This window comes from Streptomyces olivaceoviridis, from assembly GCF_014650115.1.
GTDB classification, from domain to species: Bacteria; Actinomycetota; Actinomycetes; order Streptomycetales; family Streptomycetaceae; genus Streptomyces; species Streptomyces olivaceoviridis.
On the sequence record NZ_BMUI01000002.1, the window covers coordinates 137,889 to 158,759 of the forward strand.

At 74.0% G+C, this 20,871-nt stretch carries 17 protein-coding genes; 6 read left to right on the forward strand and 11 right to left on the reverse strand.

Going from position 1 to position 20,871, the window contains the following annotated elements:
• The first annotated feature begins 46 nt into the window (after window positions 1-46).
• Window positions 47-487 carry an SRPBCC family protein gene (locus IE273_RS04515; protein ID WP_189813823.1) on the forward strand — a complete coding sequence of 147 codons (441 nt, stop codon included), beginning with the start codon at window positions 47-49 and terminating at the stop codon, window positions 485-487.
• Window positions 488-513: 26 nt separating this feature from the next.
• Here the strand turns inward: IE273_RS04515 and IE273_RS04520 are convergent, their stop codons facing one another.
• The 6 genes from IE273_RS04520 to IE273_RS04545 form a co-directional block, all read right to left on the reverse strand.
• Entirely contained in the window at window positions 514-1,152 is a 639-nt protein-coding gene (locus IE273_RS04520) for a LysE family translocator (protein WP_189813824.1), read from the reverse strand.
• A 43-nt stretch (window positions 1,153-1,195) separates the two neighbouring features.
• Window positions 1,196-2,347, reverse strand: a complete 1,152-nt coding sequence (locus IE273_RS04525) for an XdhC family protein (protein ID WP_189813825.1) — start codon at window positions 2,345-2,347, stop codon at window positions 1,196-1,198.
• A 40-nt stretch (window positions 2,348-2,387) separates the two neighbouring features.
• Complete coding sequence (locus tag IE273_RS04530; protein WP_189813826.1) at window positions 2,388-3,845, reverse strand: NCS2 family permease; 1,458 nt, start codon at window positions 3,843-3,845, stop codon at window positions 2,388-2,390.
• Window positions 3,846-3,998: 153 nt separating this feature from the next.
• Window positions 3,999-6,380 (reverse strand): xanthine dehydrogenase family protein molybdopterin-binding subunit, encoded by a 2,382-nt coding sequence (locus tag IE273_RS04535; protein WP_189813827.1) that lies wholly within the window; start codon window positions 6,378-6,380, stop codon window positions 3,999-4,001.
• A gap of 2 nt (window positions 6,381-6,382) precedes the next feature.
• Window positions 6,383-6,958 (reverse strand): (2Fe-2S)-binding protein, encoded by a 576-nt coding sequence (locus tag IE273_RS04540; protein ID WP_189813828.1) that lies wholly within the window; start codon window positions 6,956-6,958, stop codon window positions 6,383-6,385.
• Window positions 6,958-7,851, reverse strand: coding sequence for an FAD binding domain-containing protein (locus IE273_RS04545; protein ID WP_189813829.1), 894 nt, complete (start codon window positions 7,849-7,851; stop codon window positions 6,958-6,960). Before IE273_RS04545 ends, IE273_RS04540 begins: the two co-directional genes overlap by 1 nt.
• Window positions 7,852-8,202: 351 nt before the next feature.
• Between IE273_RS04545 and IE273_RS04550 the strand changes: the two genes are divergently transcribed.
• Together IE273_RS04550 and IE273_RS04555 are read left to right on the forward strand one after the other, a co-directional pair.
• Window positions 8,203-9,876 carry a PucR family transcriptional regulator gene (locus tag IE273_RS04550; protein WP_189813830.1) on the forward strand — a complete coding sequence of 558 codons (1,674 nt, stop codon included), beginning with the start codon at window positions 8,203-8,205 and terminating at the stop codon, window positions 9,874-9,876.
• Between the two features lie 167 nt (window positions 9,877-10,043).
• Complete coding sequence (locus IE273_RS04555) at window positions 10,044-10,808, forward strand: hypothetical protein (protein ID WP_189813831.1); 765 nt, start codon at window positions 10,044-10,046, stop codon at window positions 10,806-10,808.
• 176 nt (window positions 10,809-10,984) lie between these two features.
• On the opposite strand, the gene IE273_RS04560 is transcribed toward IE273_RS04555, so the two are convergent.
• The gene (locus IE273_RS04560) at window positions 10,985-11,773 is read right to left on the reverse strand and encodes a GntR family transcriptional regulator (RefSeq protein ID WP_189813832.1); all 789 of its coding nucleotides are present in this window, start codon (window positions 11,771-11,773) and stop codon (window positions 10,985-10,987) included.
• A gap of 179 nt (window positions 11,774-11,952) precedes the next feature.
• Between IE273_RS04560 and IE273_RS04565 the strand changes: the two genes are divergently transcribed.
• Together IE273_RS04565 and IE273_RS04570 are read left to right on the forward strand one after the other, a co-directional pair.
• Window positions 11,953-12,795 (forward strand): (2Fe-2S)-binding protein, encoded by an 843-nt coding sequence (locus IE273_RS04565; RefSeq protein ID WP_189813833.1) that lies wholly within the window; start codon window positions 11,953-11,955, stop codon window positions 12,793-12,795.
• 316 nt (window positions 12,796-13,111) lie between these two features.
• On the forward strand, window positions 13,112-14,155 hold the full coding sequence (locus IE273_RS04570) for a DUF2637 domain-containing protein (RefSeq protein WP_189813834.1): 1,044 nt from the start codon (window positions 13,112-13,114) through the stop codon (window positions 14,153-14,155).
• A 78-nt stretch (window positions 14,156-14,233) separates the two neighbouring features.
• On the opposite strand, the gene IE273_RS04575 is transcribed toward IE273_RS04570, so the two are convergent.
• From IE273_RS04575 to IE273_RS04585, 3 genes are all read right to left on the reverse strand, one after another.
• Window positions 14,234-14,677, reverse strand: a complete 444-nt coding sequence (locus tag IE273_RS04575; protein ID WP_229887078.1) for an ATP-binding protein — start codon at window positions 14,675-14,677, stop codon at window positions 14,234-14,236.
• Between the two features lie 318 nt (window positions 14,678-14,995).
• Window positions 14,996-16,738 carry a pyruvate dehydrogenase gene (locus tag IE273_RS04580; protein WP_189813836.1) on the reverse strand — a complete coding sequence of 581 codons (1,743 nt, stop codon included), beginning with the start codon at window positions 16,736-16,738 and terminating at the stop codon, window positions 14,996-14,998.
• 69 nt (window positions 16,739-16,807) lie between these two features.
• Window positions 16,808-18,136, reverse strand: a complete 1,329-nt coding sequence (locus tag IE273_RS04585; RefSeq protein ID WP_189813837.1) for a protein phosphatase 2C domain-containing protein — start codon at window positions 18,134-18,136, stop codon at window positions 16,808-16,810.
• A 296-nt stretch (window positions 18,137-18,432) separates the two neighbouring features.
• Here IE273_RS04585 and IE273_RS04590 point away from each other — a divergent pair, with 296 nt between their 5' ends.
• Entirely contained in the window at window positions 18,433-19,422 is a 990-nt protein-coding gene (locus tag IE273_RS04590) for a TrmB family transcriptional regulator (protein ID WP_189813838.1), read from the forward strand.
• A gap of 22 nt (window positions 19,423-19,444) precedes the next feature.
• Here the strand turns inward: IE273_RS04590 and IE273_RS04595 are convergent, their stop codons facing one another.
• A complete protein-coding gene (locus IE273_RS04595) occupies window positions 19,445-20,713 on the reverse strand; it encodes an SGNH/GDSL hydrolase family protein (protein ID WP_189813839.1) in 1,269 nt (422 codons plus the stop codon).
• Between the last annotated feature and the right edge of the window lie 158 nt (window positions 20,714-20,871).

Here is a 20,871-nt window from a genome sequence, read left to right on the forward strand (position 1 = left end):
CGGGTGAACGCGCAGGTGACCGGCGTCCCTTGCCTACGATCGTGCCGTGCCCACCTTCTCCTTCGAACGCACGGTCCCGCTCCCGCCCGACGAGGCGTGGCGCCGGCTCACGGACTGGCCGCGCCACGCCGACGCGGTCCCGCTGACCCGGGTCAGAGTGCTCACGCCCCCGCCGACCCGCGAGGGCACGCGCTTCGTGGCCCGGTCGGGGTTCGGCCCGCTCGCCGTCGACGACGTGATGGAGGTGACGGTGTGGCGCCCGCCGGCCGACGACGCCCCCGGCCTGTGCCGCCTGGAGAAGCGCGGCCGGCTCGTCCTCGGCTGGGCGGAGATCGAGGTCCGCCCGGGGCCCGGGGACCGCAGCCGCGTGGTGTGGCGGGAGGACCTGGGCGTCCGCTTCCTCCCCCGGGCCTTCGACGGCCCGGTGAAGTCGGCGTCCCTCCTGCTCTTCGGCCGGGCGGCGGACCGTCTGCTGACGCGGGGGTGAGCCGGGACGGGTGCGTCCGCGCGCCCTCAGTCCCCCTGGCCCGTCAGGGCCACCGTCACGCCCAGGCCGATCATCGTCAGGCCGCCCGTTCCGCCGACCGCGGACAGGCGGCGGGGCGAGCGGGCGAACCAGTCGCGGGCGGCCGAGGCGGCCAGGCCCCAGACGGCGTCGGAGACCACCGCGATGGCGTTGAAGACGAGCCCGAGCAGCAGCATCTGCGCGGGCACGTGACCCTGCTCGCGGTCCACGAACTGGGGCAGTACGGCGGCGAAGAAGACCATCGTCTTGGGGTTGGCCACGCCGACCGCGAAGCCCTCCCCCAGGGTGCGCAGGCCGCCGCGCGCCGGGCCGGACTCCGCGACCGCGGCCCGCAGCGAGCCACGCCGCCGCCACGCCTTGACGCCGAGGTGCACGAGGTACGCGGCGCCCGCGAGCTTCAGCGCGGTGAAGACGAGGACCGAGCGCTCGACGACCGACCCGACGCCGAACGCCACCGCGACGACGAGCAGGTACGCGCCGAGCGTGTTGCCGACGACGGTGGTCAGCGCGGCCCGGCGGCCGTGGGCCAGGGCCCGCCCGATCACGAACAGCACACTGGGGCCGGGGACGATGACGAGCAGCAAGGAGAGGACGGCGAAGGCCGCCAGACGGTCGGGGGACACCATGCCGTCATGCGACACAGGGCCGACGGCGGCCGGCAAACGCTTTTCAGGCCACCGACCCGATCCGCCCCGCCGGCCGCGTGGCCGTGTCGTGGTGGATGGGGGTGTGCGCGCCGGTCAGCGACACCCCGCTGCCCCCGCGCCGGCCCGCGACGATCTCCGCCGCGATGGACAGCGCCGTCTCCTCCGGTGTGCGGGCGCCGAGGTCCAGGCCGATCGGGGAGCGCAGCCGGGCCAGCTCCAGCTCGGTGACGCCGACCGCGCGCAGCCGCTCGGCACGGTCGAGGTGGGTGCGGCGGGAGCCCATCGCGCCGACGTAGGCGACCGGCAGCCGCAGCGCCAGCTTCAGCAGCGGTACGTCGAACTTGGCGTCGTGGGTGAGGACGCACAGGACGCTGCGGCCGTCGACCTCGGTGCGCTCCAGGTACCTGTGGGGCCACTCGACGACGATCTCGTCGGCCTCGGGGAAGCGGGCGCGGGTGGCGAACACCGGGCGGGCGTCGCACACGGTGACGTGGTAGCCGAGGAACTTCGCGATCCGGACCAGCGCCGACGCGAAGTCGATCGCGCCGAAGACGATCATCCGGGGTGCGGGGACGGAGGACTCGACCAGGACCGTGAGCGGGGCGCCGCAGCGCGAGCCCTGTTCGCCGATCTCCAGGGTGCCGGTGCGACCCGCGTCCAGGAAGGCTCCGGCCTCGGCGGCGACCGTGCGGTCCAGCTCGGGGTGGGCGCCGAAGCCGCCGTCGTACGACCCGTCGGGCCGGACCAGCAGGGCCCGGCCGCGCAGTTCCGCCGGGCCGTCGGCGATCCGCGCGACCGCCGCCGCCTCCCCTCGGGCGGCGGCGGCCAGCGCTGCCGCGAGCACCGGCCGGGCGGGACCGTCCGCCCGGACCGGTGTGACGAGGATGTCGATCACGCCGCCACAGGTCAGGCCGACGGCGAAGGCGTCCTCGTCGCTGTACCCGAAGCGTTCGAGGACGGTGTGGCCGTCCGCCAGCGCCTGTCGGCACAGCTCGTACACGGCGCCCTCCACGCACCCGCCGGAGACCGAGCCGATCGCCGTGCCGTCGGTGTCCACCGCGAGCGCGGCGCCGGGCCGGCGCGGGGCGCTGCCGCCGACGGCCACCACGGTGGCGACGGCGAAGTCACGGCCCTGCTCGGCCCACCGGTCCAGCTCCTCGGCGATGTCCAGCATCTGTCGGTCTCCTTGAACGGGGTCGCGGGGATCAGGGTGGCTAGTGCACGCCGAGCCACGCTTCGATGGGATGGAGGGCGAAGTAGACCAGGAAGACGGCCGTCAGGCCCCACATGAAGGCGCCGGTCTCGCGGGCCTTGCCCTGGGCCGCCTTGATGGCGGTGTAGGAGATGACGCCCGCGGCGACACCGGTGGTGATGGTGTACGTGAACGGCATCAGGACGACGGTCAGGAAGACCGGGATCGCGGTCGCGCGGTCGGCCCAGTCCACGTGCCGGGCGTTCATCAGCATCATGGCGCCGATGACGACCAGCGCGGCGGACGCGACCTCCTGCGGCACGATCGCGGTGACCGGGGTGAAGAACAGGCAGGCCGCGAAGAACAGGCCGGTGACGACGGAGGCGAGACCCGTGCGGGCTCCCTCGCCGACGCCCGTCGCCGACTCGATGAACACGGTCTGGCCGGAGCCGCCCGCCACACCGCCGATCGCACCGCCGGCGCCGTCGATGAACAGTGCCTTGGACAGGCCCGGCATCCGGCCCTTGTCGTCGGCCAGTCCGGCCTCGGTGCCGACGCCGATGATGGTGGCCATCGCGTCGAAGAAGCCGGCGAGCACCAGGGTGAAAACGATCATGCCGATCGTCATCGCGCCGACCTCGCCCCAGCCGCCGAACGCGACGTGCCCGAAGAGCGAGAAGTCGGGCGGGGAGACGGCACTGCCGTGCAGTTCGGGGGCGCCGCCCGCCCACTGCCCCGCGTCGATGACACCGAGGCCGCTCAGGACGGCGGCGACGACCGTGCCGGAGACGATGCCGATGAGGATGGCGCCGGGGACGTTCCGGGCCTGGAGCATGAAGATCAGCAGCAGGGTTCCGGCGAAGAGCAGCACCGGCCAGCCGGCGAGTTCGCCGGCGGGGCCGAGGGCGAGCGGGGTGGCCTTGCCCTGGTGCACGAAGCCGGACTTGTAGAAGCCGATGAGGGCGATGAACAGGCCGATGCCCATGGTGATGCCGTGTTTGAGCGCGAGCGGGATCGCGTTCATGATCATCTCGCGCAGGCCGGTGACGACCAGCAGCATGATGACCACGCCGTACACCACGCACATGCCCATGGCCTGCGGCCAGGTCATGGCGGGGGCGACCTGCGAGGACAGGACGCCGGAGACGGAGAGGCCGGCGGCGAGGGCGAGCGGCGCCTTGCCGACGAGACCCATCAGCAGCGTGGTGAAGGCCGCCGCGAACGCGGTCGCGGTGATCAGCGCCTTCTGGCCGAGCGTGTCCCCGGCCGCGTCCTTGCCGGACAGGATGAGGGGGTTGAGCAGGAGGATGTAGGACATCGCCATGAAGGTGGTGATGCCGCCGCGCACCTCACGCGCGACCGTGGATCCTCTTCCGGATATGTGGAAGTACCGGTCGAGCCAGGACCGCCCGGCCGGGACGAGGCTGCCTTCGCCCGCGTCCTCGGCGGCGGTCCCGGGCTCCACTGACTGCTGGGCCATGGGCCAACTCCCAAGGTTCATAGGTGCACCCGTGCGGCGCCTTGTCCGGGCACGGGATTTGGGAATGGACGACCCGGGGGACGGCCCGAGACGAACAGGGGGGCCGGGGGGACGAGGCCCCCCGGAAGATCACCGGCTGGATCCGGCGAAGGGTCACGTTCCGGTCAGGTGCTCGGGCCGCACCGGCGTGCGGTTGAGCTCCAGCCCGGTCGCGTCCCGGATCGCCGCGAGGACGGCCGGGGTGGACGACAGGGTCGGGGCCTCGCCGATGCCGCGCAGCCCGTACGGGGCGTGTTCGTCGGCGAGTTCGAGCACGTCGACCGGGATGGTCGGCGTGTCGAGGATGGTGGGGATCAGGTAGTCCGTGAAGGAGGGGTTCTTGACCTTCGCGGTCTTCGGGTCCACGACGATCTCCTCCATCACGGCCACGCCCAGGCCCTGGGTCGTACCGCCCTGGATCTGGCCGATGACGGAGAGCGGGTTGAGCGCCTTGCCGACGTCCTGGGCGCAGGCCAGTTCGATGACCTTGACCAAGCCGAGTTCGGTGTCGACCTCGACGACCGCGCGGTGGGCGGCGAAGGAGTACTGGACGTGTCCGTTGCCCTGACCGGTGCGCAGGTCGAAGGGCTCGGTCGGCCGGTGCCGCCACTCCTCCTCGACCTCCACGGCCTCGTCCTCCAGGACGTCGGCCAGGTCGGCGAGGACCTCCCCGCCGTCGGTGACGACCTTGCCGCCCTCCAGCAGCAGCTCCGCCGTGGCCCAGGCGGGGTGGTAGGAGCCGAACTTGCGCCGGCCGATCTCCAGGACCCGCTCGCGGACCAGCTCGCAGGCGTATCTGACGGCTCCGCCGGTGACGTACGTCTGCCGGGATGCCGAGGTCGAGCCGGCCGAGCCCACCTGGGTGTCCGCCGGGTGGATCGTCACCTGTGCGACGCCCAGCTCGGTGCGGGCGATCTGCGCGTGGACGGTGACTCCGCCCTGGCCGACCTCCGCCATCGCGGTGTGCACGGTGGCGACGGGCTCGCCGCCCACGACCTCCATGCGCACCTTGGCGGTGGAGTAGTCGTCGAAGCCCTCGGAGAAGCCGACGTTCTTGATGCCGACCGCGTAGCCGACTCCCCGTACGACGCCCTCGCCGTGCGTGGTGTTGGACAGGCCGCCGGGCAGCTGCCGTACGTCGGCGCCCTCGCTGGACTCCCACTGGCGCTCCGGCGGCATGGGCATCGCCTTGACGCGGCGCAGGAGTTCGGCGACCGGCGCCGGGGAGTCGACGGGCTGCCCGGTCGGCATGACGGTGCCCTGCTCCATGGCGTTGAGCTGCCGGAACTCCACCGGGTCCAGGCCCAGTTCCTTCGCCAGCTTGTCCATCTGCGCCTCGTAGGCGAAGCACGCCTGGACCGCGCCGAAGCCGCGCATGGCGCCGCAGGGCGGGTTGTTGGTGTAGAGGGCGATGGCCTCGATGTCGACGTCGTCGACCACGTACGGGCCGACGCTCAGCGAGGCGGCGTTGCCGACGACCGCCGGGGAGGCGGAGGCGTAGGCGCCGCCGTCCAGGACGATCCGGCACTTCATGTGGGTCAGCTTGCCGTCGCGGGTGGCCCCGTGCTCGTAGTGGAGCTTGGCCGGGTGGCGGTGGACGTGCCCGAAGAAGGACTCGAACCGGTTGTAGACGATCTTCACCGGCTTGCCGGTGCGCAGCGCCAGCAGGCAGGCGTGGATCTGCATCGACAGGTCCTCGCGTCCGCCGAACGCGCCGCCGACGCCGGCCAGCGTCATGCGCACCTTCTCCTCGGGCAGGCCGAGGACGGGCGCCATCTGGCGCAGGTCGGAGTGGAGCCACTGAGTGGCGATGTAGAGGTGGACGCCGCCGTCCTCCTCGGGCACGGCGAGGCCGGACTCGGGGCCGAGGAAGGCCTGGTCCTGCATGCCGAAGGTGTACTCGCCCGTCACGATCACGTCCGCGCGCCCGCGTGCCTCCGCCACGTTGCCGCGGACGATCGGCTGGCGGTGCACGATGTTCGGGTGCGGCACGTGCCCGGCGTGGTGGTCGTCGCGGTTCTCGTGGACGAGGATCGCGTCCGGGGCGGTCGCGGAGGCCTCGTCGGTGATGACGGGCAGCTCCTTGTAGTCCACCTTGATCTTGGCCGCGGCCCGGCGGGCCGTCTCCGGGTGGTCGGCGGCGACGATCGCGACCGGCTCACCGTGGTGGCGCACCTTGCCGTGCGCGAGGACCGGGGTGTCCTGGATCTCCAGGCCGTAGTTCCGCACCTCGGTGGGCAGGTCGTCGTACGTCATGACGGCGTACACGCCCGGCATGGCGAGGGCTTCGGAGGTGTCGATGGAGACGATCTCGGCGTGCGCGACGGTGGAGCGCAGGATCTGGCCCCACAGCATGTCCTCGTGCCACATGTCGGACGAGTACGCGAACTCTCCGGTGACCTTGAGGGTGCCGTCCGGGCGGAGCGTGGACTCCCCGATGCCGCCCTTGGTCTGCGAGCCCTGGGTGATCTTGGTGGGTGCACCGTTGGCCGGCATGCTCAGACCCCCTCGGACTGCCGTGCGGCCGCCAGGCGGACCGCGTCCATGATCTTCTCGTAGCCCGTGCAGCGGCACAGGTTGCCCGACAGCGCCTCACGGATGTCGGCGTCGGTCGGGTTCGGGTTGCGTTCCAGCATCTCGTCGGCGGCGACGAGCAGGCCCGGGGTGCAGAAGCCGCACTGGACGGCGCCGGCGTCGATGAACGCCTGCTGGACGGGGCTCAGTCCGGCGCCCTCGCCGGTCTGGGAGTCGGCTCCCTTGGCCTGCCATCCCTTGGCCTCGTCCAGGCTCGTGCCACCGCGGGCACCCGTCCCGCTGGAGCGCTGCCGGGCGTAGTCCGCCAGCCCCTCGACGGTCACGACGTCCCGGCCCTCGACCTGGCCGGCCGCGACCAGGCAGGAACACACGGGCACGCCGTCGAGGCGGACCGTGCAGGAACCGCACTCGCCCTGCTCGCAGGCGTTCTTGGAGCCCGGCAGGCCGAGCCGCTCGCGCAGCACGTACAGCAGGGACTCACCCTCCCAGACGTCGTCGGCCTCCTGCGGACGTCCGTTGACGGTGAAGTTGACGCGCATCACGCAGCTCCCTCGGTGGCGCGGCGGGCGCCGCGGTACGACTCCCAGGTCCAGGTCAGGGTCCGGCGGGCCATCACGCCGACCGCGTGCCGGCGGTAGCTCGCGGTGCCCCGGACGTCGTCGATCGGGTTGCAGGCGGCGGAGCACAGGTCCGCGAACCGCTTGGCGACCGACGGGGTGATGATCTTCCCGTTGTCCCAGAAGCCGCCCTCCTCCAGGGCCGCGTTCAGGAACTCCTCGGCGGTCTTCGCCCGCACCGGGGTGGGCGCGGCCGAGCCGATGCCGGTGCGCACGGTCCGGGTCCGCGGGTGCAGGGCGAGCCCGAAGGCGCACACGGCGATCACCATGGCGTTGCGGGTGCCGACCTTCGAGTACTGCTGCGGGCCGTCGGCCTTCTTGACGCGCACCGCCCGGATCAGCTCGTCGGGCTGGAGCGCGTTGCGCTTGACGCCCGTGTAGAACGCGTCGATCGGGATGAGGCGGGTGCCCCGGGCCGCCGACGCCACCTCGACCTCGGCGCCGGCCGCGAGGAGGGCGGGGTGGGCGTCGCCGGCGGGCGAGGCCGTGCCGAGGTTGCCGCCGACGCCGCCGCGGTTGCGGATCTGCGGGGAGGCGACCGTGTGCGAGGCGAGCGCGAGGCCCGGCAGCTCGGCACGGAGGTTCTCCATGATCGCGGTGTACGGGACGGAGGCACCCAGCCGTACGGCGTCCTCGCCGACCTCCCACTCGTAGAGGTCGCCGACGCGGTTCAGGTCGAGGAGGTACTCGGGCCGGCGGTGATCGAAGTTGATCTCGACCATCACATCGGTGCCACCCGCAATCGGCACAGCGGTGGGGTGCTCGGCCTTCGCGGCGAGCGCCTCCTCCCAGCTGGCGGGGCGAAGGAAGTCCATGACCGGCTCTCTTCTTCGTCTCAGTGCTCTTGAGGTCCTACAGATTGAGCCAATCCGTGTGCGGCGGGCCCGGCTCGTTCATGTGCTGTTAACGCGGAGCGGACTCAGTACACCGCCCTGTGCTCCGACGGGGTCAGTCACCGAAACCATGAAGGAGTTCGCTGGCCAGCACGAGCATCTTGTAGATTCGTATGAACGGAGGTCATCGCTCACCTCTCCGTTTTCCCGGGGAAACACGGGTGACGGCACGGCGACCCCGGACTCCGGCCGGTGCGGCCCCTCACCGGACCACTTCCCGGCACTCCTCCAAGATTCATCGTAGGTTTCGAGACACAGAACGGCGGCGACGAGATGCGGCTGCGCGCACTGCTGGACACCGATGCGCTGGGCCTGCGGCTGCTCGGCGGCGAGGACGAGCTGGACCGTGCGGTGCGCGGGGTCATGACCACCGACCTGCGCGACCCGAGCCGCTACCTCTCCGGCGGTGAGCTGGTGCTCACCGGGCTGGCCTGGCGCCGGGACGCCGCCGACTCCGAGCCCTTCGTCCGCATCCTGGTGCAGGCCGGGGTGGCCGCCCTCGCGGCCGGCGAGGCCGAGCTGGGCGATGTGCCGGACGACCTGGTGCTGGCCTGCGCGAAGCACCGGCTGCCGCTGTTCGCCGTGCACGAGTCGGTGGCGTTCGCGACGATCACCGAGCACGTGGTCCGGCAGGTCTCCGGGGAGCGCGCCGGGGACCTGGCGGCCGTCGTGGACCGGCACCGCCGGATGATGACCTCGGGCCCGGCCGGCGGCGGCCCGGACGTCGTCCTGGACCTGCTCGGCTCCGATCTCGACCTGCGCGCCTGGGTGCTCTCCCCCACCGGCCGGATGATCGCCGGCTCCAAGGTGGCGGGCCCGGCGCTGCCCGCCGAGACCTGCGCCCGGCTCGCCGCCGAGCACCTGGCGGCCACCCGCACCGGCCGCCGCGGCCCGCACCGCGTCCACGTGCACGGCACCGCCTACTCCCTCTTCCCGGTCCGCTCCTCAGGCCGCTCCCCGCAGGCCGCCCGCGATGTCCGCGAGACGGTCCTGTCGGACTGGCTGCTGGCCGTCGAGGCGGACGCCGGCGACTGGCCCGGTGAGCGCCTGGACCTGCTCCAGGGCGTGACCCAGCTGATCGCCGTCGAGCGGGACCGCCGGGACGCGGCCCGCACGGTCCGCCGCCGGCTCGCCCAGGAGGTGCTGGAGCTGGTGCAGACGGGCGCCGCGCCCGCCGAGATCGCCGCCCGCCTCAGGGTGGCGGCCCCGGTGCTGCTCCCCGGGCTCGGGGCGGCCCCGCACTGGCAGGTCGTGGTGGCCCGGGTGGAGTGGGAGGACGGCGAGGTCGAGGGCGGCCCGGTCGCCCAGTCGCTGCTGGAGGAGGTGCTGGTCGACCCGCTGGCCACCGGCCCCGAGCCCGCGGACCGCATCGCCGTCGCGCACACCGGCGACGAGGCCGTCGCCCTGGTCCCGCTGCCCGCGGTCGCCTCCGAGCACGACGGCTCGGAGACCGGCCTGCTCGCCGAGGCCCTGCTGCGGGCGGTGCGCGAGCCGCTGTCGGCGGGCCTGGACGACGACGGACGGCTCACCCTCGGGGTCAGCGCGGCCGTGCACTCGGCGGAGGGCCTGCGCGGCGCCCTGGAGGAGGCCCGGCACGCCCGCCGGGTCGCCGCCGCCCGCTCCGGCCGGGTCTGCGCGGCCGGCCACCAGGAGCTGGCGTCGCACGTCCTGCTGCTCCCGTTCGTCCCGGACGACGTCCGGCGTGCCTTCACGGCCCGCCTGCTGGACCCGCTGAAGGACTACGACCGCCGGCACCGGGCCGAGCTGATCCCGACCCTGGAGGCGTTCCTCGACTCCGACGGCTCCTGGACGCGCTGCGCCACCCGCCTGCACCTGCACGTCAACACGCTGCGCTACCGGGTCGGCCGGATCGAGCAGTTGACGGGACGGGACCTGTCCCGCCTGGAGGACAAGCTGGACTTCTTCCTGGCCCTGCGCATGAGCTGAGGTCAGCGGGGGCGTGCCGGGGCCGGAACAGGTCACGGCCGCGCCCCACTACTTTGTGAAATCTTTCACCCACCCTCTTGGCCCGGCCCCGCGATTGGTGCTGGAATGCCGCCACCACTCAACAGCTCGATGGCGTGCTCGGGGAGGGCAACGTGGCGCATACCGCCATGTCTGGTAACGGAACCACCGGTGACGATCCGCTCCAGACCGCGGTATGGCGGTTGCGCAGCCGGGCCTGCTGGGCCGACGCGGCGGCCCTGCTGCCCGCCGACCGCCCCGCCCCGGCGTTGCAGCGGGCCGCCCTGCTGGCCGAACGGTGCCTGTACACCGAGGGGGGCTGGGAGGAGGCGGAGGACGCGCTGCGGACGGCGGAGGCGGTGGCGCACAGCGACGAGGAGCGGGGGGCCGCCGCGTGCGAGCGGGGCTACCTGGCGTACGCCGCCACGCTGCTCGGCGTGCGCGACCGGGCCGACGAGGCGCGGGCCGCGCTGGGCCGGGCGGCGGCGCTGATCCCGCCGGGGGCCGCGGGACGGGCCCTGCTGGACTTCCGGCGCGGGCTGGTGGCCCAGAACCTGGCCGGCGCCCCGCAGGCGGCCCGCGCCGCGTTCCGCCGGGCGCACGCGGGCGCCACGGCGAACGCCGACCCGTTGCTGCTGTCCTTCACCTGGCGCCACCTGGCGGGACTCGCGCTGCGGGACGGCGAGTTGACGGAGGCGCGGCACGGCTTCGCCGAATCCCTCCGCATCCGCGAGGAGCTGGGGTACCTGGTGGGCACGGCGCCCGCGCTGGTCTCCCTGGCCGACACGGAGGAGGAACCGGAGGCGTCCCGGCTGCGCGAGGAGGCCCGCCGCCTGTTCCGTTTGCTGGGGGGTGTACCGACGTGGCTGGCGCAACAGCTGGCACCGCCCACGCCGGGGGCGGCGACGGCGTAGGGGGGCGGGGGTTCGTCACCGGGTGCGGGCGCGTGGCTCGCCCGCGCGGTTCCCCGCGCTCTTCCGGGGCGTGTCGGCTGCACCCCCTCAAGGGGCGCGGGGAACTGCGCGACCGGCCACGACGTACCCGCGCCCGGCAGCCGGCCCGCACCCCGACGGCGGCACCCCGCGAAGGCTCAGCCCCCGCCCGCGAAATGCCCGCCCACCAGCCCCCGCACCCGCTCCACGTCGCCGGAGGCAAGGGCGTCCAGCAGGGCGAGATGCTCCGCCGCGTCGGCGACCAGCTCGGCCCGTCCCCGCCGCACCGGGGGCCACTGGGAGCGCCGGTGCAGGTCCTCGGCGATGCGGACCAGTTGCTCGTTGCCCGACAGGGCGAGCAGCGCCCGGTGGAAGGCCCGGTCGGACTCCGCGTACGTCGCCGGGCAGCCGGCGGCGGCCACCCGTACCGTCTCCTCCGCGACCGGCCTCAGCTCGGCCCACCGCTCGGCGGGCACCGTCCGCGCGAGCCGCAGCATCACCGGCACCTCGATGAGCGCGCGCACCTCCGCCAGCTCGGCCAGCTCCCGCGCGCCCCGCTCGACCACCCGGAAGCCACGGTTGGGCACGACCTCGACGGCGCCCTCCAGCGCGAGCTGCTGCATGGCCTCCCGTACCGGCGTGGCCGAGACGCCGAAGCGGTCCCCGAGCACCGGCGCCGAGTAGACCTCGCCCGGCTTCAGCTCGCCGGTGACCAGCGCCGTGCGCAGCGCGTCCAGGATCTGCCCGCGCACCGAGGAGCGCCGCACCGCGGCCCGCGGCTCCGGGACCGGCCGCTCGCCGTGGGTGTGCTCGCCCCGCGCCGTGCCCGGCACCGCGGCGTCCCGTTCCCGGCCCGGGCCGGCACCGTCGGCGGGCCGCTGCCACTGCTGCGCGGGCACCCGGGCGGCGGCCGGCGCGCCCGGGGAGCCCTGCACGCCCTGCTTCACGGCTCCTCCTGGCGGCTTGTCGGCACTTGGGGTCATTAACGACGGGTTGTCGCTTGTCCGTCAAGCACCTTAGGCGCACCGGGCGGCAGTTCAAATTCCGACAACTCCGGGTAAGGTAAGGCTTACCTGTTCAGCCCAGTCCGTGACCGCGGACGCGTCCAAGGACCGGTGGTCCCGCCATGCCCGCTGCGGCCTCGCCGCTCACCGCCGCGTACGACCGCCTCGCCACGGCCTTCCCGGGCCTGGCCGTGACCGAGCTGAGCCCGGACGACCCGGCTCCCGCGGGCGGGGACTGGACCGCCGCCGCCGGGCTCGCGGCGGGCGGCGCGGAGCTGGACGCCTTCCTCGCCCGGGACGCGGACCAGGTGGTGCGGGACTACGGCCGGCCGGCCCGCCCGGACGTCGTCGCGAGCTTCGGCCTGCACCGCTACGCCTGGCCGGCCTGCCTGCTGATCACCGTTCCGTGGTTCCTGCACCGCCGGGTGCCCCGGCTACCCGTGACACACGTCTGGTACGACCGCACGGCCGGCCGGATGGCCGTACGGCCCCCCATCTCCGTCGCCTGCCTGCCGGACGACCCCGCCGCCGCACTGCCCGGCACGGTCGTCGTACCGGACGAGGAGGCGCTGCGGGCCGAGGTGCGGGCGGCCGTGGCCGGACACCTGGAGCCGGTGCTCGGCGTCTTCGGGCCCCGGATGCGGCGGCGCGGGCGCGCGCTGTGGGGCATGGCGACCGACGAGGTCGCGGAGGGGCTGTGGTACGTCGCCCGGCTGTTCGGCGAGCGGGAGGAGGCGCGGGCCGTACGGGAGCTGGGGCTGCTGCTGCCGGGGGCGACCCCGCCGTACGCCGGTTCCGCCGGGTTCCGGACGCCGACCGGGCCGGACGGCTCACCGCTGCCCACCCGGGACCGGGTGAGCTGCTGCATGTTCTACACCGTCCGCCCGGAGGACGTCTGCGCCACCTGCCCGCGCACCTGCGACGGCGAGCGGATCGCCAAACCCACCGCGTCCGCAGCCGCTTGAGGGACCCTCAGGCACGGAGCACGCCGCAGGGTCCACTAAGATCACCGGCACAGGACCACCCACCCTCGGCCCGGTTCGCGGACAGGTGATTCACAACTCCCTCACCTGTCGCGGGAACTTTCCGAGGAACCACCCGTACGGGTAGTCTTATTCGAACTCAACTCCCGCCCCTCACGCGGCAGTTCGAGCAGAACGCCGTCCCTGGGCATTCCCTTGCACCTTATTGGCGGCCTCTTGCCCCGAAACCCCCTGAGGGCCCTCGGGAGTGGGCCACTATGGCGGGCGTTACGCCCTATCCCAATGCAAGGGACCCCTGATGAGACTGACCGACATATCGCTGAACTGGCTGCTTCCGGGCGCCGTACTGCTCCTGGGCGTGCTGGCGGCGGTGGCGGTGCTCGCGCGCGGCAAGCGCTCCTCCGGGGAGAACGCGAGCGCGGACGACTCGTGGGAGCGCAGCGAGGAGCGCCGCAGGCGCAAGGAGGCCATCTACGGCACGGCCTCCTACGTACTCCTGTTCTGCTGTGCGGCGGTGGCGGCTGCCCTGTCCTTCCACGGCCTCGTCGGCTTCGGTGAGCAGAACCTCGGGCTGACCGACGGCTGGCAGTACCTGGTGCCGTTCGGCCTGGACGGCGCGGCGATGTTCTGCTCCGTCCTCGCGGTCCGCGAGGCCAGCCACGGCGACGCGGCGCTCGGTTCCCGGATACTCGTCTGGCTGTTCGCCGCGGCGGCGGCCTGGTTCAACTGGGTGCACGCGCCCCGGGGCGCGGGGCACGCCGGTGCGCCGCAGTTCTTCTCCGGCATGTCGCTGTCGGCGGCCGTGCTGTTCGACCGGGCGTTGAAGCAGACCCGCCGGGCCGCGCTGCGCGAGCAGGGCCTGGTGCCGCGTCCGCTGCCGCAGATCCGGATCGTGCGCTGGGTGCGGGCGCCCCGCGAGACGTACAGGGCCTGGTCGCTGATGCTCCTGGAGGGCGTGCGCAGCCTCGACGAGGCCGTCGAGGAGGTCCGCGAGGACAAGCGGCAGAAGGAGGAGACCCGGCAGCGGCGGCGCGACCAGCAGCGTGTGGAGCGCGCCCAACTGAAGGCGATCAGCCGGGGCCACCGCGGCTTCGTCGGCCGGGGCGCCGGCCGGCAGGTAGAGGTGCAGGCCGTGGAGCGCGGCCCGGCTCCCGCGACCGCGGAGCCTGCCATATCGACCGCGGAACAACTGCCCGTCCGCGCACGGCCCTCCCTTCAGCGGGTCCCCAGTGGGAGTGAGCCGGTGACCGTCGACCTCACCGCCGAGGACGACACCATGGCCCTGCCGCGCCTGGACTCCCTGGAGCGCAAGCTGAAGGACCTGGAGCAGCAGTTCGGCTGACGGACCCCGCGGTGCGACCGCGGTACGGGACGGGGGCGTGACCACGCGGGTCACGCCCCCGTCCCGTCGCGCTGTGCCTCACGCCGCCTCGGCGCCGAGTTCGAACCACACCGACTTGCCCACCTCGTGCGGCCGTACGCCCCAGGCGTCGGCGAGGGACTGCACCAGCAGCAGGCCCCGGCCGTGGGTGTCGTCGTTCGTCTCCGGCGCGTGCGGCTCGGGTCTGCGGGCCACGAAGTCCCGCACTTCCACGCGCAGTCCGCCCGGGTCCACGACGGCCGTGAGCACGGCGTCGTCGTCGGTGTGGACGAGCGCGTTGGTGACGAGTTCGCTGGTGAGCAGTTCGGCTATCTCCGAGCGGCCCGGTTTGCCCCAGTGCCGCAGCAGTTCGCGCAGCTCCCGGCGGGCCTCCGGCACCGCCCTGAGGTCCGCCCGGCCCAGCTCGCGCCGCAGTTGCCGCGCGTGGTCGGTGATGGTGTCGGTCCGTTCCCCCGTTGTCGCCGAGAAGGCCCCTACCGTCACGGGACCGCCCCCTCGCGCCTGCCTCTTCATGACCCCCGCCCGCACGCCGCCGGTCCCTGCCCCTCCTGGTCGAACACGTTCACGGGGGGATGCTTGCCCAGTGGGCTCCCGGGCAGTCCTGGCGCATGCCCGATGACCGGTGGTTCAGCCATATCCGTGCCCCGCCCGGTCCGGCTGTCGGACACCGCGGCGGCCGGACCTCGCGCTCACCGGACGCCGCCGGACGCCACGGACGTCCCGGGACACCGGTCCGGCCGCGTCCGGCACCGGTTGACCTCGCATCGTCACGCCACGTGAAACTGGCCGAAATCACTCCCCTTAGGGCCGCGGTACGTTGCGCAGGTTGGAGCGGGCCATCTGGAGCATCCGGCCGACCCCGCCGTCCAGCACGATCTTGGAGGCGGACAGCGCGAACCCGGTGACCATCTCGGCGCTGATCTTCGGCGGGATGGACAGAGCGTTGGGGTCGGTGACGACGTCCACCAGGGCCGGCCCCTTGTGCCTGAAGGCGTCCTTGAGGGCCGCCGCGAGCTGCTTCGGCTTCTCCACGCGCACGCCGTACGCGCCGCAGGCCCGGGCGACGGCGGCGAAGTCGGGGTTGGTGTTGCCGGTGCCGTACGAGGGCAGTCCGGCGACCAGCATCTCCAGCTCGACCATGCCGAGGGAGGAGTTGTCGAACAGCACCACCTTGACCGGCAGGTCGTGCTGCACGAGGGTCAGGAAGTCCCCCATCAGCATGGAGAACCCGCCGTCCCCGGCCATGGCGACCACCTGCCGGCGCCGGTCGGTGAACTGGGCGCCGATCGCCATCGGCAGCGCGTTCGCCATCGACCCGTGCGAGAAGGAACCGATGATCCGACGGCGGCCGTTGGGCGAGACGTACCGGGCGGCCCAGACGTTGCACATCCCGGTGTCCACGGTGAACACGGCGTCTTCGTCGGCGACTTCGTCCAGTACGGCGGCCACGTACTCGGGGTGGATCGGGATGTGCTTGTCGACCTTCCGGGTGTACGCCTTGACCACGCCCTCCAGCGCGTCGGCGTGCCTCTTGAGCATCCGGTCGAGGAAGCGCCGGTCCGTCTTCTCCTTCACGCGCGGGATCAGGCACCGCAGCGTCTCGCGGGCATCGCCCCACACGGCCAGGTCGAGCCGCGAGCGGCGGCCGAGCACCTCGGGCCGCACGTCGATCTGCGCGATCCGCACGTCGTCCGGCAGGAACGCGTTGTACGGGAAGTCGGTGCCGACCAGGATCAGCAGATCGCACTCGTGGGTGGCCTCGTAGGCGGCGCCGTAGCCGAGCAGTCCGCTCATGCCGACGTCGTACGGGTTGTCGTACTGGATGAACTCCTTGCCGCGCAGCGCGTGCCCGACCGGCGACTTGATCTTCCCGGCGAACTCCATGACCTCGGCGTGGGCGCCGGCCGTGCCGCTGCCGCAGAACAGGGTGACCTTGCCGGCCGCGTCGATCATCTCCGCGAGCGCGTCGATCTCGGCGTCGCCCGGCCGCACGGTGGGCCGTGAGGTCACGAGCGCGCTCTGCGCCGCCTTCTCCGGGGCCGGTTCGGCGGCGATGTCGCCGGGCAGGGCCACCACGCTCACCCCGCTGCGGCCGACCGCGTGCTGGATGGCGGTCTGGAGCAGCCGGGGCATCTGCTTCGGGCTGGAGATCAGCTCGCAGTAGTGGCTGCACTCCTGGAACAGCCTCTCCGGGTGGGTCTCCTGGAAGTAGCCGAGGCCGATCTCGCTCGACGGGATGTGCGAGGCGAGGGCCAGCACCGGGGCCATCGAGCGGTGGGCGTCGTACAGGCCGTTGATCAGGTGCAGGTTGCCCGGGCCGCAGGAGCCGGCGCAGGCGGCCAGCTTCCCGGTGATCTGTGCCTCGGCGCCGGCCGCGAAGGCGGCGGTCTCCTCGTGGCGTACGTGGATCCAGTCGATGGCGGCGTTGCGCCGCACGGCGTCCACGACCGGGTTGAGGCTGTCGCCGACGACGCCGTACAGGCGCCGCACCCCGGCGCGGACGAGGATGTCGACGAACTGCTCGGCGACGTTCTGTTTGGCCATGGCGCGCGTCAGCCCCTTCGCTGTCCCGGGATACGGCCTTCCCGTTCCATCAATCCACAGGGACGGTGGTCACGCCTCCCACACGGCCGCCGCCGTACGGTCGTCGGCGTAGCCCTTCACCCGTACCTGGGCGTCGGCGAGGAAGGCGGCGAGACCCGGCGGGGTACGGCCCGACCAGCGACGGGCCAGGTAGGCGCAGAGGGCGGGCTCGTCGCGCAGCGGGCCGGCCAGGCCCGCCGTGCACATCACCAGCGCATCACCCGTGCGGGCTACCGAGGCCCGGAACCGGAACGGCTCGCGGGGCGGTTCCGGGGCCGGTACCGCGGGCTCGAACGGGCTCGGCGGGGCCGGGAGGCCGAGGTCCATCGTCAGCCGGTCGCCCTCGGGCGTCCGCTCCGGCGGCGCGCCGGGGCCGGCGACGGGTGCGCCGGTGCCGCCCTCCGGCGCGGCCTGCGGCTCGATGTCCTGCCAGGCGTCGCCCCGCAACCGGAACAGCCCGCCGTCCCCGACGCCGAAGAACACACGGGTACGGCAGTCCGGGTCGGCGGGCAGCAACAGACAGCGCAGGCTCGCCGTGTACTCCTCGGGGTCCAGGCCCTGTTCGGCGGCGCTCGCGCGGAGCTTGCCGAGACCGCGGTCGGTCAGCCGGTGCAGACCCGACTTCAGGTCGCCGCGCCGGGCCGCGCGGATGTCCGCCACGAGCCGCTGGTGGCTACGGCCCACGGCCCGCCCGATCCAGCGGCACGCCTCGGCCGCCGCCAGGTGCGCATCCGGCGCGGCCCGGGCCCCCGTGGCCATCGCGACCAGGACCAGCGCCTGTTCTCCCGCCCCGAACCGCGCGGTGAGCAGCGCGTCCCGGCGCGGCTCGCCCCGGTACCGGGCCGAGTCCCCGCGCAGCGACACGGCCCGCAGTGTGCAGGCGCCGTACCGGGCCCCGTCCAGCACGGTGTCCGCGACCAGTTCGCCGAGCCCGTCCGGCTCGGCGAGCGGGAGCGCGGTGGGCTCGGGGTCGTAGGTGGGGGGACCGGAACCGACGTAGTCGACGGAGGGCGGTGGAGTGCTCTCGGCGGGCGGGGCGGACGCGGCGGGGAGGGCGGGTTCTGGCGGTGGCGGCGGCGCGGTCCGCTGGGTCGGCACCGGCGCCTTCGCGGGAGCCGGTGGCGGCGCCGGCTCGGCTGCTCCGGGACGGACCGGTACCGCGTCAGCCGGTTCGGGATCCACCGGTCCGGGCTCCGCCGTGTCCGTCGGCCGTCCCCCCACCGCGTTCCGCGCCGAGGCGAAGCGGTCGTCCAGGGAATCGGGCGCTGCCGCGGGACCCGTGTCCGCGGTGGAGTCGTCGTACAGCTGCCCCCACCAGTCGTCGTCGTGACGGGCGGGGCTTCCCCCCTGCTGGCTCATGCCCTTCATTGTCCACCGCACGTGCGGTGGGAAAACGGGGCATCAGGAAAATTCGGCGCATCGCCCCCGTCGAACGGCGTGTCGAGTGAGCGGGTGAACTGCCGTACGAGCGGCGGCCGGTGGCCACCGGGCGGCCCCACCCCCCACGGGAGGACCGCCCGGCGGCGTCCGCACCCACCTTGGCAGAGTCCCCACCGGTACGGCGATGATGTCCGGCGGCGGGTTTGCGCCGTGGCCGGTTTCCGCCACGTCGTGCCGCTTCCGTCGGTTTGTGCACAGGGGAGGGACGCGGGGCGATGCTGGCAGCGATAGGGCTGGACGAGACGCACGAGGCGGCGTACCGGGCGCTGGTGTCCGTGGGCGCGGCCGACGTCACCGATCTGGCGCGGCGCCTGACGCTGGCCGAGCACGACACCGAGCGGGCGCTGCGCCGGCTGGAGCGGCAGGGTCTCGCGGCCCAGTCCTCGGCGTGGCCGGGCCGCTGGGTGGCGGCTCCGCCCGGGGTGGCGCTGGGCGCGCTGCTCACCCAGCAGCGGCACGAGCTGGAGAAGGCGGAGCTGGCGGCGGCGCTGCTCGCCGAGGAGTACCGGGCGGCGGCGGCCGAACCGGCGGTGCACGATCTGGTGGAGGTGGTGACCGGTGCCTCGGCGGTCGCGCAGCGCTTCCTCCAGCTCCAGCTGGGCGCGGCCGAGGAGGTGTGCGCGCTGGTGACCGGAAACCCGGTGGCCGTGTCCGGCACGGAGAACGACGCGGAGGAGCAGGCGGCCGGGCGCGGGGTGCGCTACCGGGTGGTGGTGGAGCGGGCGGTGCTGGACCTGCCGCACGGGCTCACCGAGCTGACGGCGGCGCTCGGCCGGGACGAGCGGGTGCGGGTGGTGGACCGGGTGCCGACGAAGCTGGTGGTGGCCGACCGGTCGCTCGCGATGGTGCCGCTGACGTCGAGGACGGCGGAGCCGGCCGCGCTGGTGGTGCACGCCAGCGGGCTGCTGGAGCTGCTCGCCGGGCTGTTCGAGTCGGTGTGGCGGGAGGCGCTGCCGTTGCGGCTCGGCGCCGCCGGGGTGACCGAGGGGGAGCCGGACGGCCCGGACGCCACCGATCTGGAGGTGCTGTCGCTGCTGCTGGCGGGGCTGACCGACGCGAGCGTGGCCAAGGCGCTCGACCTGGGCCTGCGGACGGTGCAGCGCCGGGTACGACGCCTGATGGAACTGGCCGGGGTGACGACCCGGCTCCAACTGGGCTGGCACGCCCGCGAGCGCGGCTGGGTGTCCCGCGGAGCCGGCGGCTGACCGCCGGTGCGCCGGTGCGGCCTCACCTGCCTGCCGGGCGCGGGCGCGGTGCCGTGCGGGTGACCGGCGCCGTGGCGTGGGCGCGGCCCGTCAGCTCGGACCCGAGCGGCTCCTGCGTCAGCACGCGGTGGACGGTGTCGGCCACCGCGGCCATGCCCGCGTCGTTGAAGTGCAGGTGGTCGCCGGGGTCGTAGGCGGGCAGGATGCGGCCGGGGTCGTCGGGGTCCCGGACGGTCGCGTCGGCGTCGGCGACCGCGTCGAAGGCGCCGCCGTCCCGGATGAAGGCGTTCACCCGCTGCCGTACCGCCTCGCCGGCGGCCGTCCAGGCGGGGTACCCGCCGTACGGGGTGAGGGTGACGCCGACGACCCGGACACCACGGGCGTGGGCGCGGGTCACCACGGTGCGGTAGGCGTCCGCGAAGGCGGCGGTGTCGTTCGCCTCCGGGGTGCCCTTGATGTCGTTGATGCCCTCGAAGACGACCAGGACCCGCACCCCGGCCCGGTCCAGCGCGTCCGCGTCCAGGCGGGCGAGGGCGCTCGGTCCGGCGCCGTCGAGCAGCAGGCGGTTGCCGGCGATGCCCGCGTTGAGGACGCCGAGCCGCCGCTCGCGCAGCCGCTGGGCGAGCCGGTCGGGCCAGCGGCGGTTGGTGTCGGGGGTGGAGCCGTTGCCGTCGGTGAGCGAGTCCCCGAACGCGACGACACTGCCGGCGGCGGGCCCGCGGACGTCGACGCCGGTGACGTAGTACCAGCGGCTGGTGGTCGCCGTGTACGCGGTGCCGTCCCCGTCGGCGGCCCGGCCGGCGCCGGCCGGGGCCACGTAGCTGGTCTGGAGGGCGGTGCGGTGATAAGTGGCGGGTCCGGAGTTCTCCGGGGTGTACACGGTGACGAGCAGGTCGGCTCCGGCCGGTACGCGCAGCGGCACCGGGTCGGTGACCGCGTCCGCGCCCGCCGGGACGGTCAGCTCCGTGGCACTGCGGAAGGTGGCGGTGCGCAGGGTGCCGGGTACGGCCTCGGGGCCGGCCGCCCGGCTCAGCGCGACGGTGACCGCGCCGAGGCGCAGGGGCGCGGTGCCGAGCCGGTTGCTGAGCCGGACGCGGACCGCGGTGCCGCCGACGCTGAGGTGGACGACGTTGCGGACGGCGGCGCCGGGCAGCGCGGCGGCGGTGCCGGAGGGCGCGGTCTCCCAGCTTCCGGTCCAGGGCGGCGGGGTCGGCTCGGCGACGGCCGGTGCCGTCAGGCCCGGCAGCAGCGCCGGGAGGAGGACCGCGAGGACCCGTACGACCTTGGCCATGTGTGCCCGCCCTTCCCCGTCGGCCGTCGGAGGCGACCGTGCCACACGGGCGGACCGCGCCGCCGGAACATCGACGGGGGTCCACCCGCTCGGCGCAACGGGGCACCGGGGAGCCACGGGACGGCGGGCGCGGACGCGGACGCGGGACGGGAGGCGCG

Coding starts and splice junctions, on each gene's coding strand:
- IE273_RS04525 (WP_189813825.1), bottom strand. CDS start 2,347: ATGCTGGACATCGCCGAGGAGCTGGACCGGTGGGCCGAGCAGGGCCGT.
- IE273_RS04530 (WP_189813826.1), bottom strand. CDS start 3,845: ATGGCCCAGCAGTCAGTGGAGCCCGGGACCGCCGCCGAGGACGCGGGC.
- IE273_RS04565 (WP_189813833.1), top strand. CDS start 11,953: ATGCCCGCTGCGGCCTCGCCGCTCACCGCCGCGTACGACCGCCTCGCC.
- IE273_RS04595 (WP_189813839.1), bottom strand. CDS start 20,713: ATGGCCAAGGTCGTACGGGTCCTCGCGGTCCTCCTCCCGGCGCTGCTG.
- IE273_RS04555 (WP_189813831.1), top strand. CDS start 10,044: ATGTCTGGTAACGGAACCACCGGTGACGATCCGCTCCAGACCGCGGTA.
- IE273_RS04580 (WP_189813836.1), bottom strand. CDS start 16,738: ATGGCCAAACAGAACGTCGCCGAGCAGTTCGTCGACATCCTCGTCCGC.
- IE273_RS04585 (WP_189813837.1), bottom strand. CDS start 18,136: ATGAGCCAGCAGGGGGGAAGCCCCGCCCGTCACGACGACGACTGGTGG.
- IE273_RS04540 (WP_189813828.1), bottom strand. CDS start 6,958: ATGCGCGTCAACTTCACCGTCAACGGACGTCCGCAGGAGGCCGACGAC.
- IE273_RS04545 (WP_189813829.1), bottom strand. CDS start 7,851: ATGGACTTCCTTCGCCCCGCCAGCTGGGAGGAGGCGCTCGCCGCGAAG.
- IE273_RS04590 (WP_189813838.1), top strand. CDS start 18,433: ATGCTGGCAGCGATAGGGCTGGACGAGACGCACGAGGCGGCGTACCGG.
- IE273_RS04520 (WP_189813824.1), bottom strand. CDS start 1,152: ATGGTGTCCCCCGACCGTCTGGCGGCCTTCGCCGTCCTCTCCTTGCTG.
- IE273_RS04550 (WP_189813830.1), top strand. CDS start 8,203: ATGCGGCTGCGCGCACTGCTGGACACCGATGCGCTGGGCCTGCGGCTG.
- IE273_RS04535 (WP_189813827.1), bottom strand. CDS start 6,380: ATGCCGGCCAACGGTGCACCCACCAAGATCACCCAGGGCTCGCAGACC.
- IE273_RS04570 (WP_189813834.1), top strand. CDS start 13,112: ATGAGACTGACCGACATATCGCTGAACTGGCTGCTTCCGGGCGCCGTA.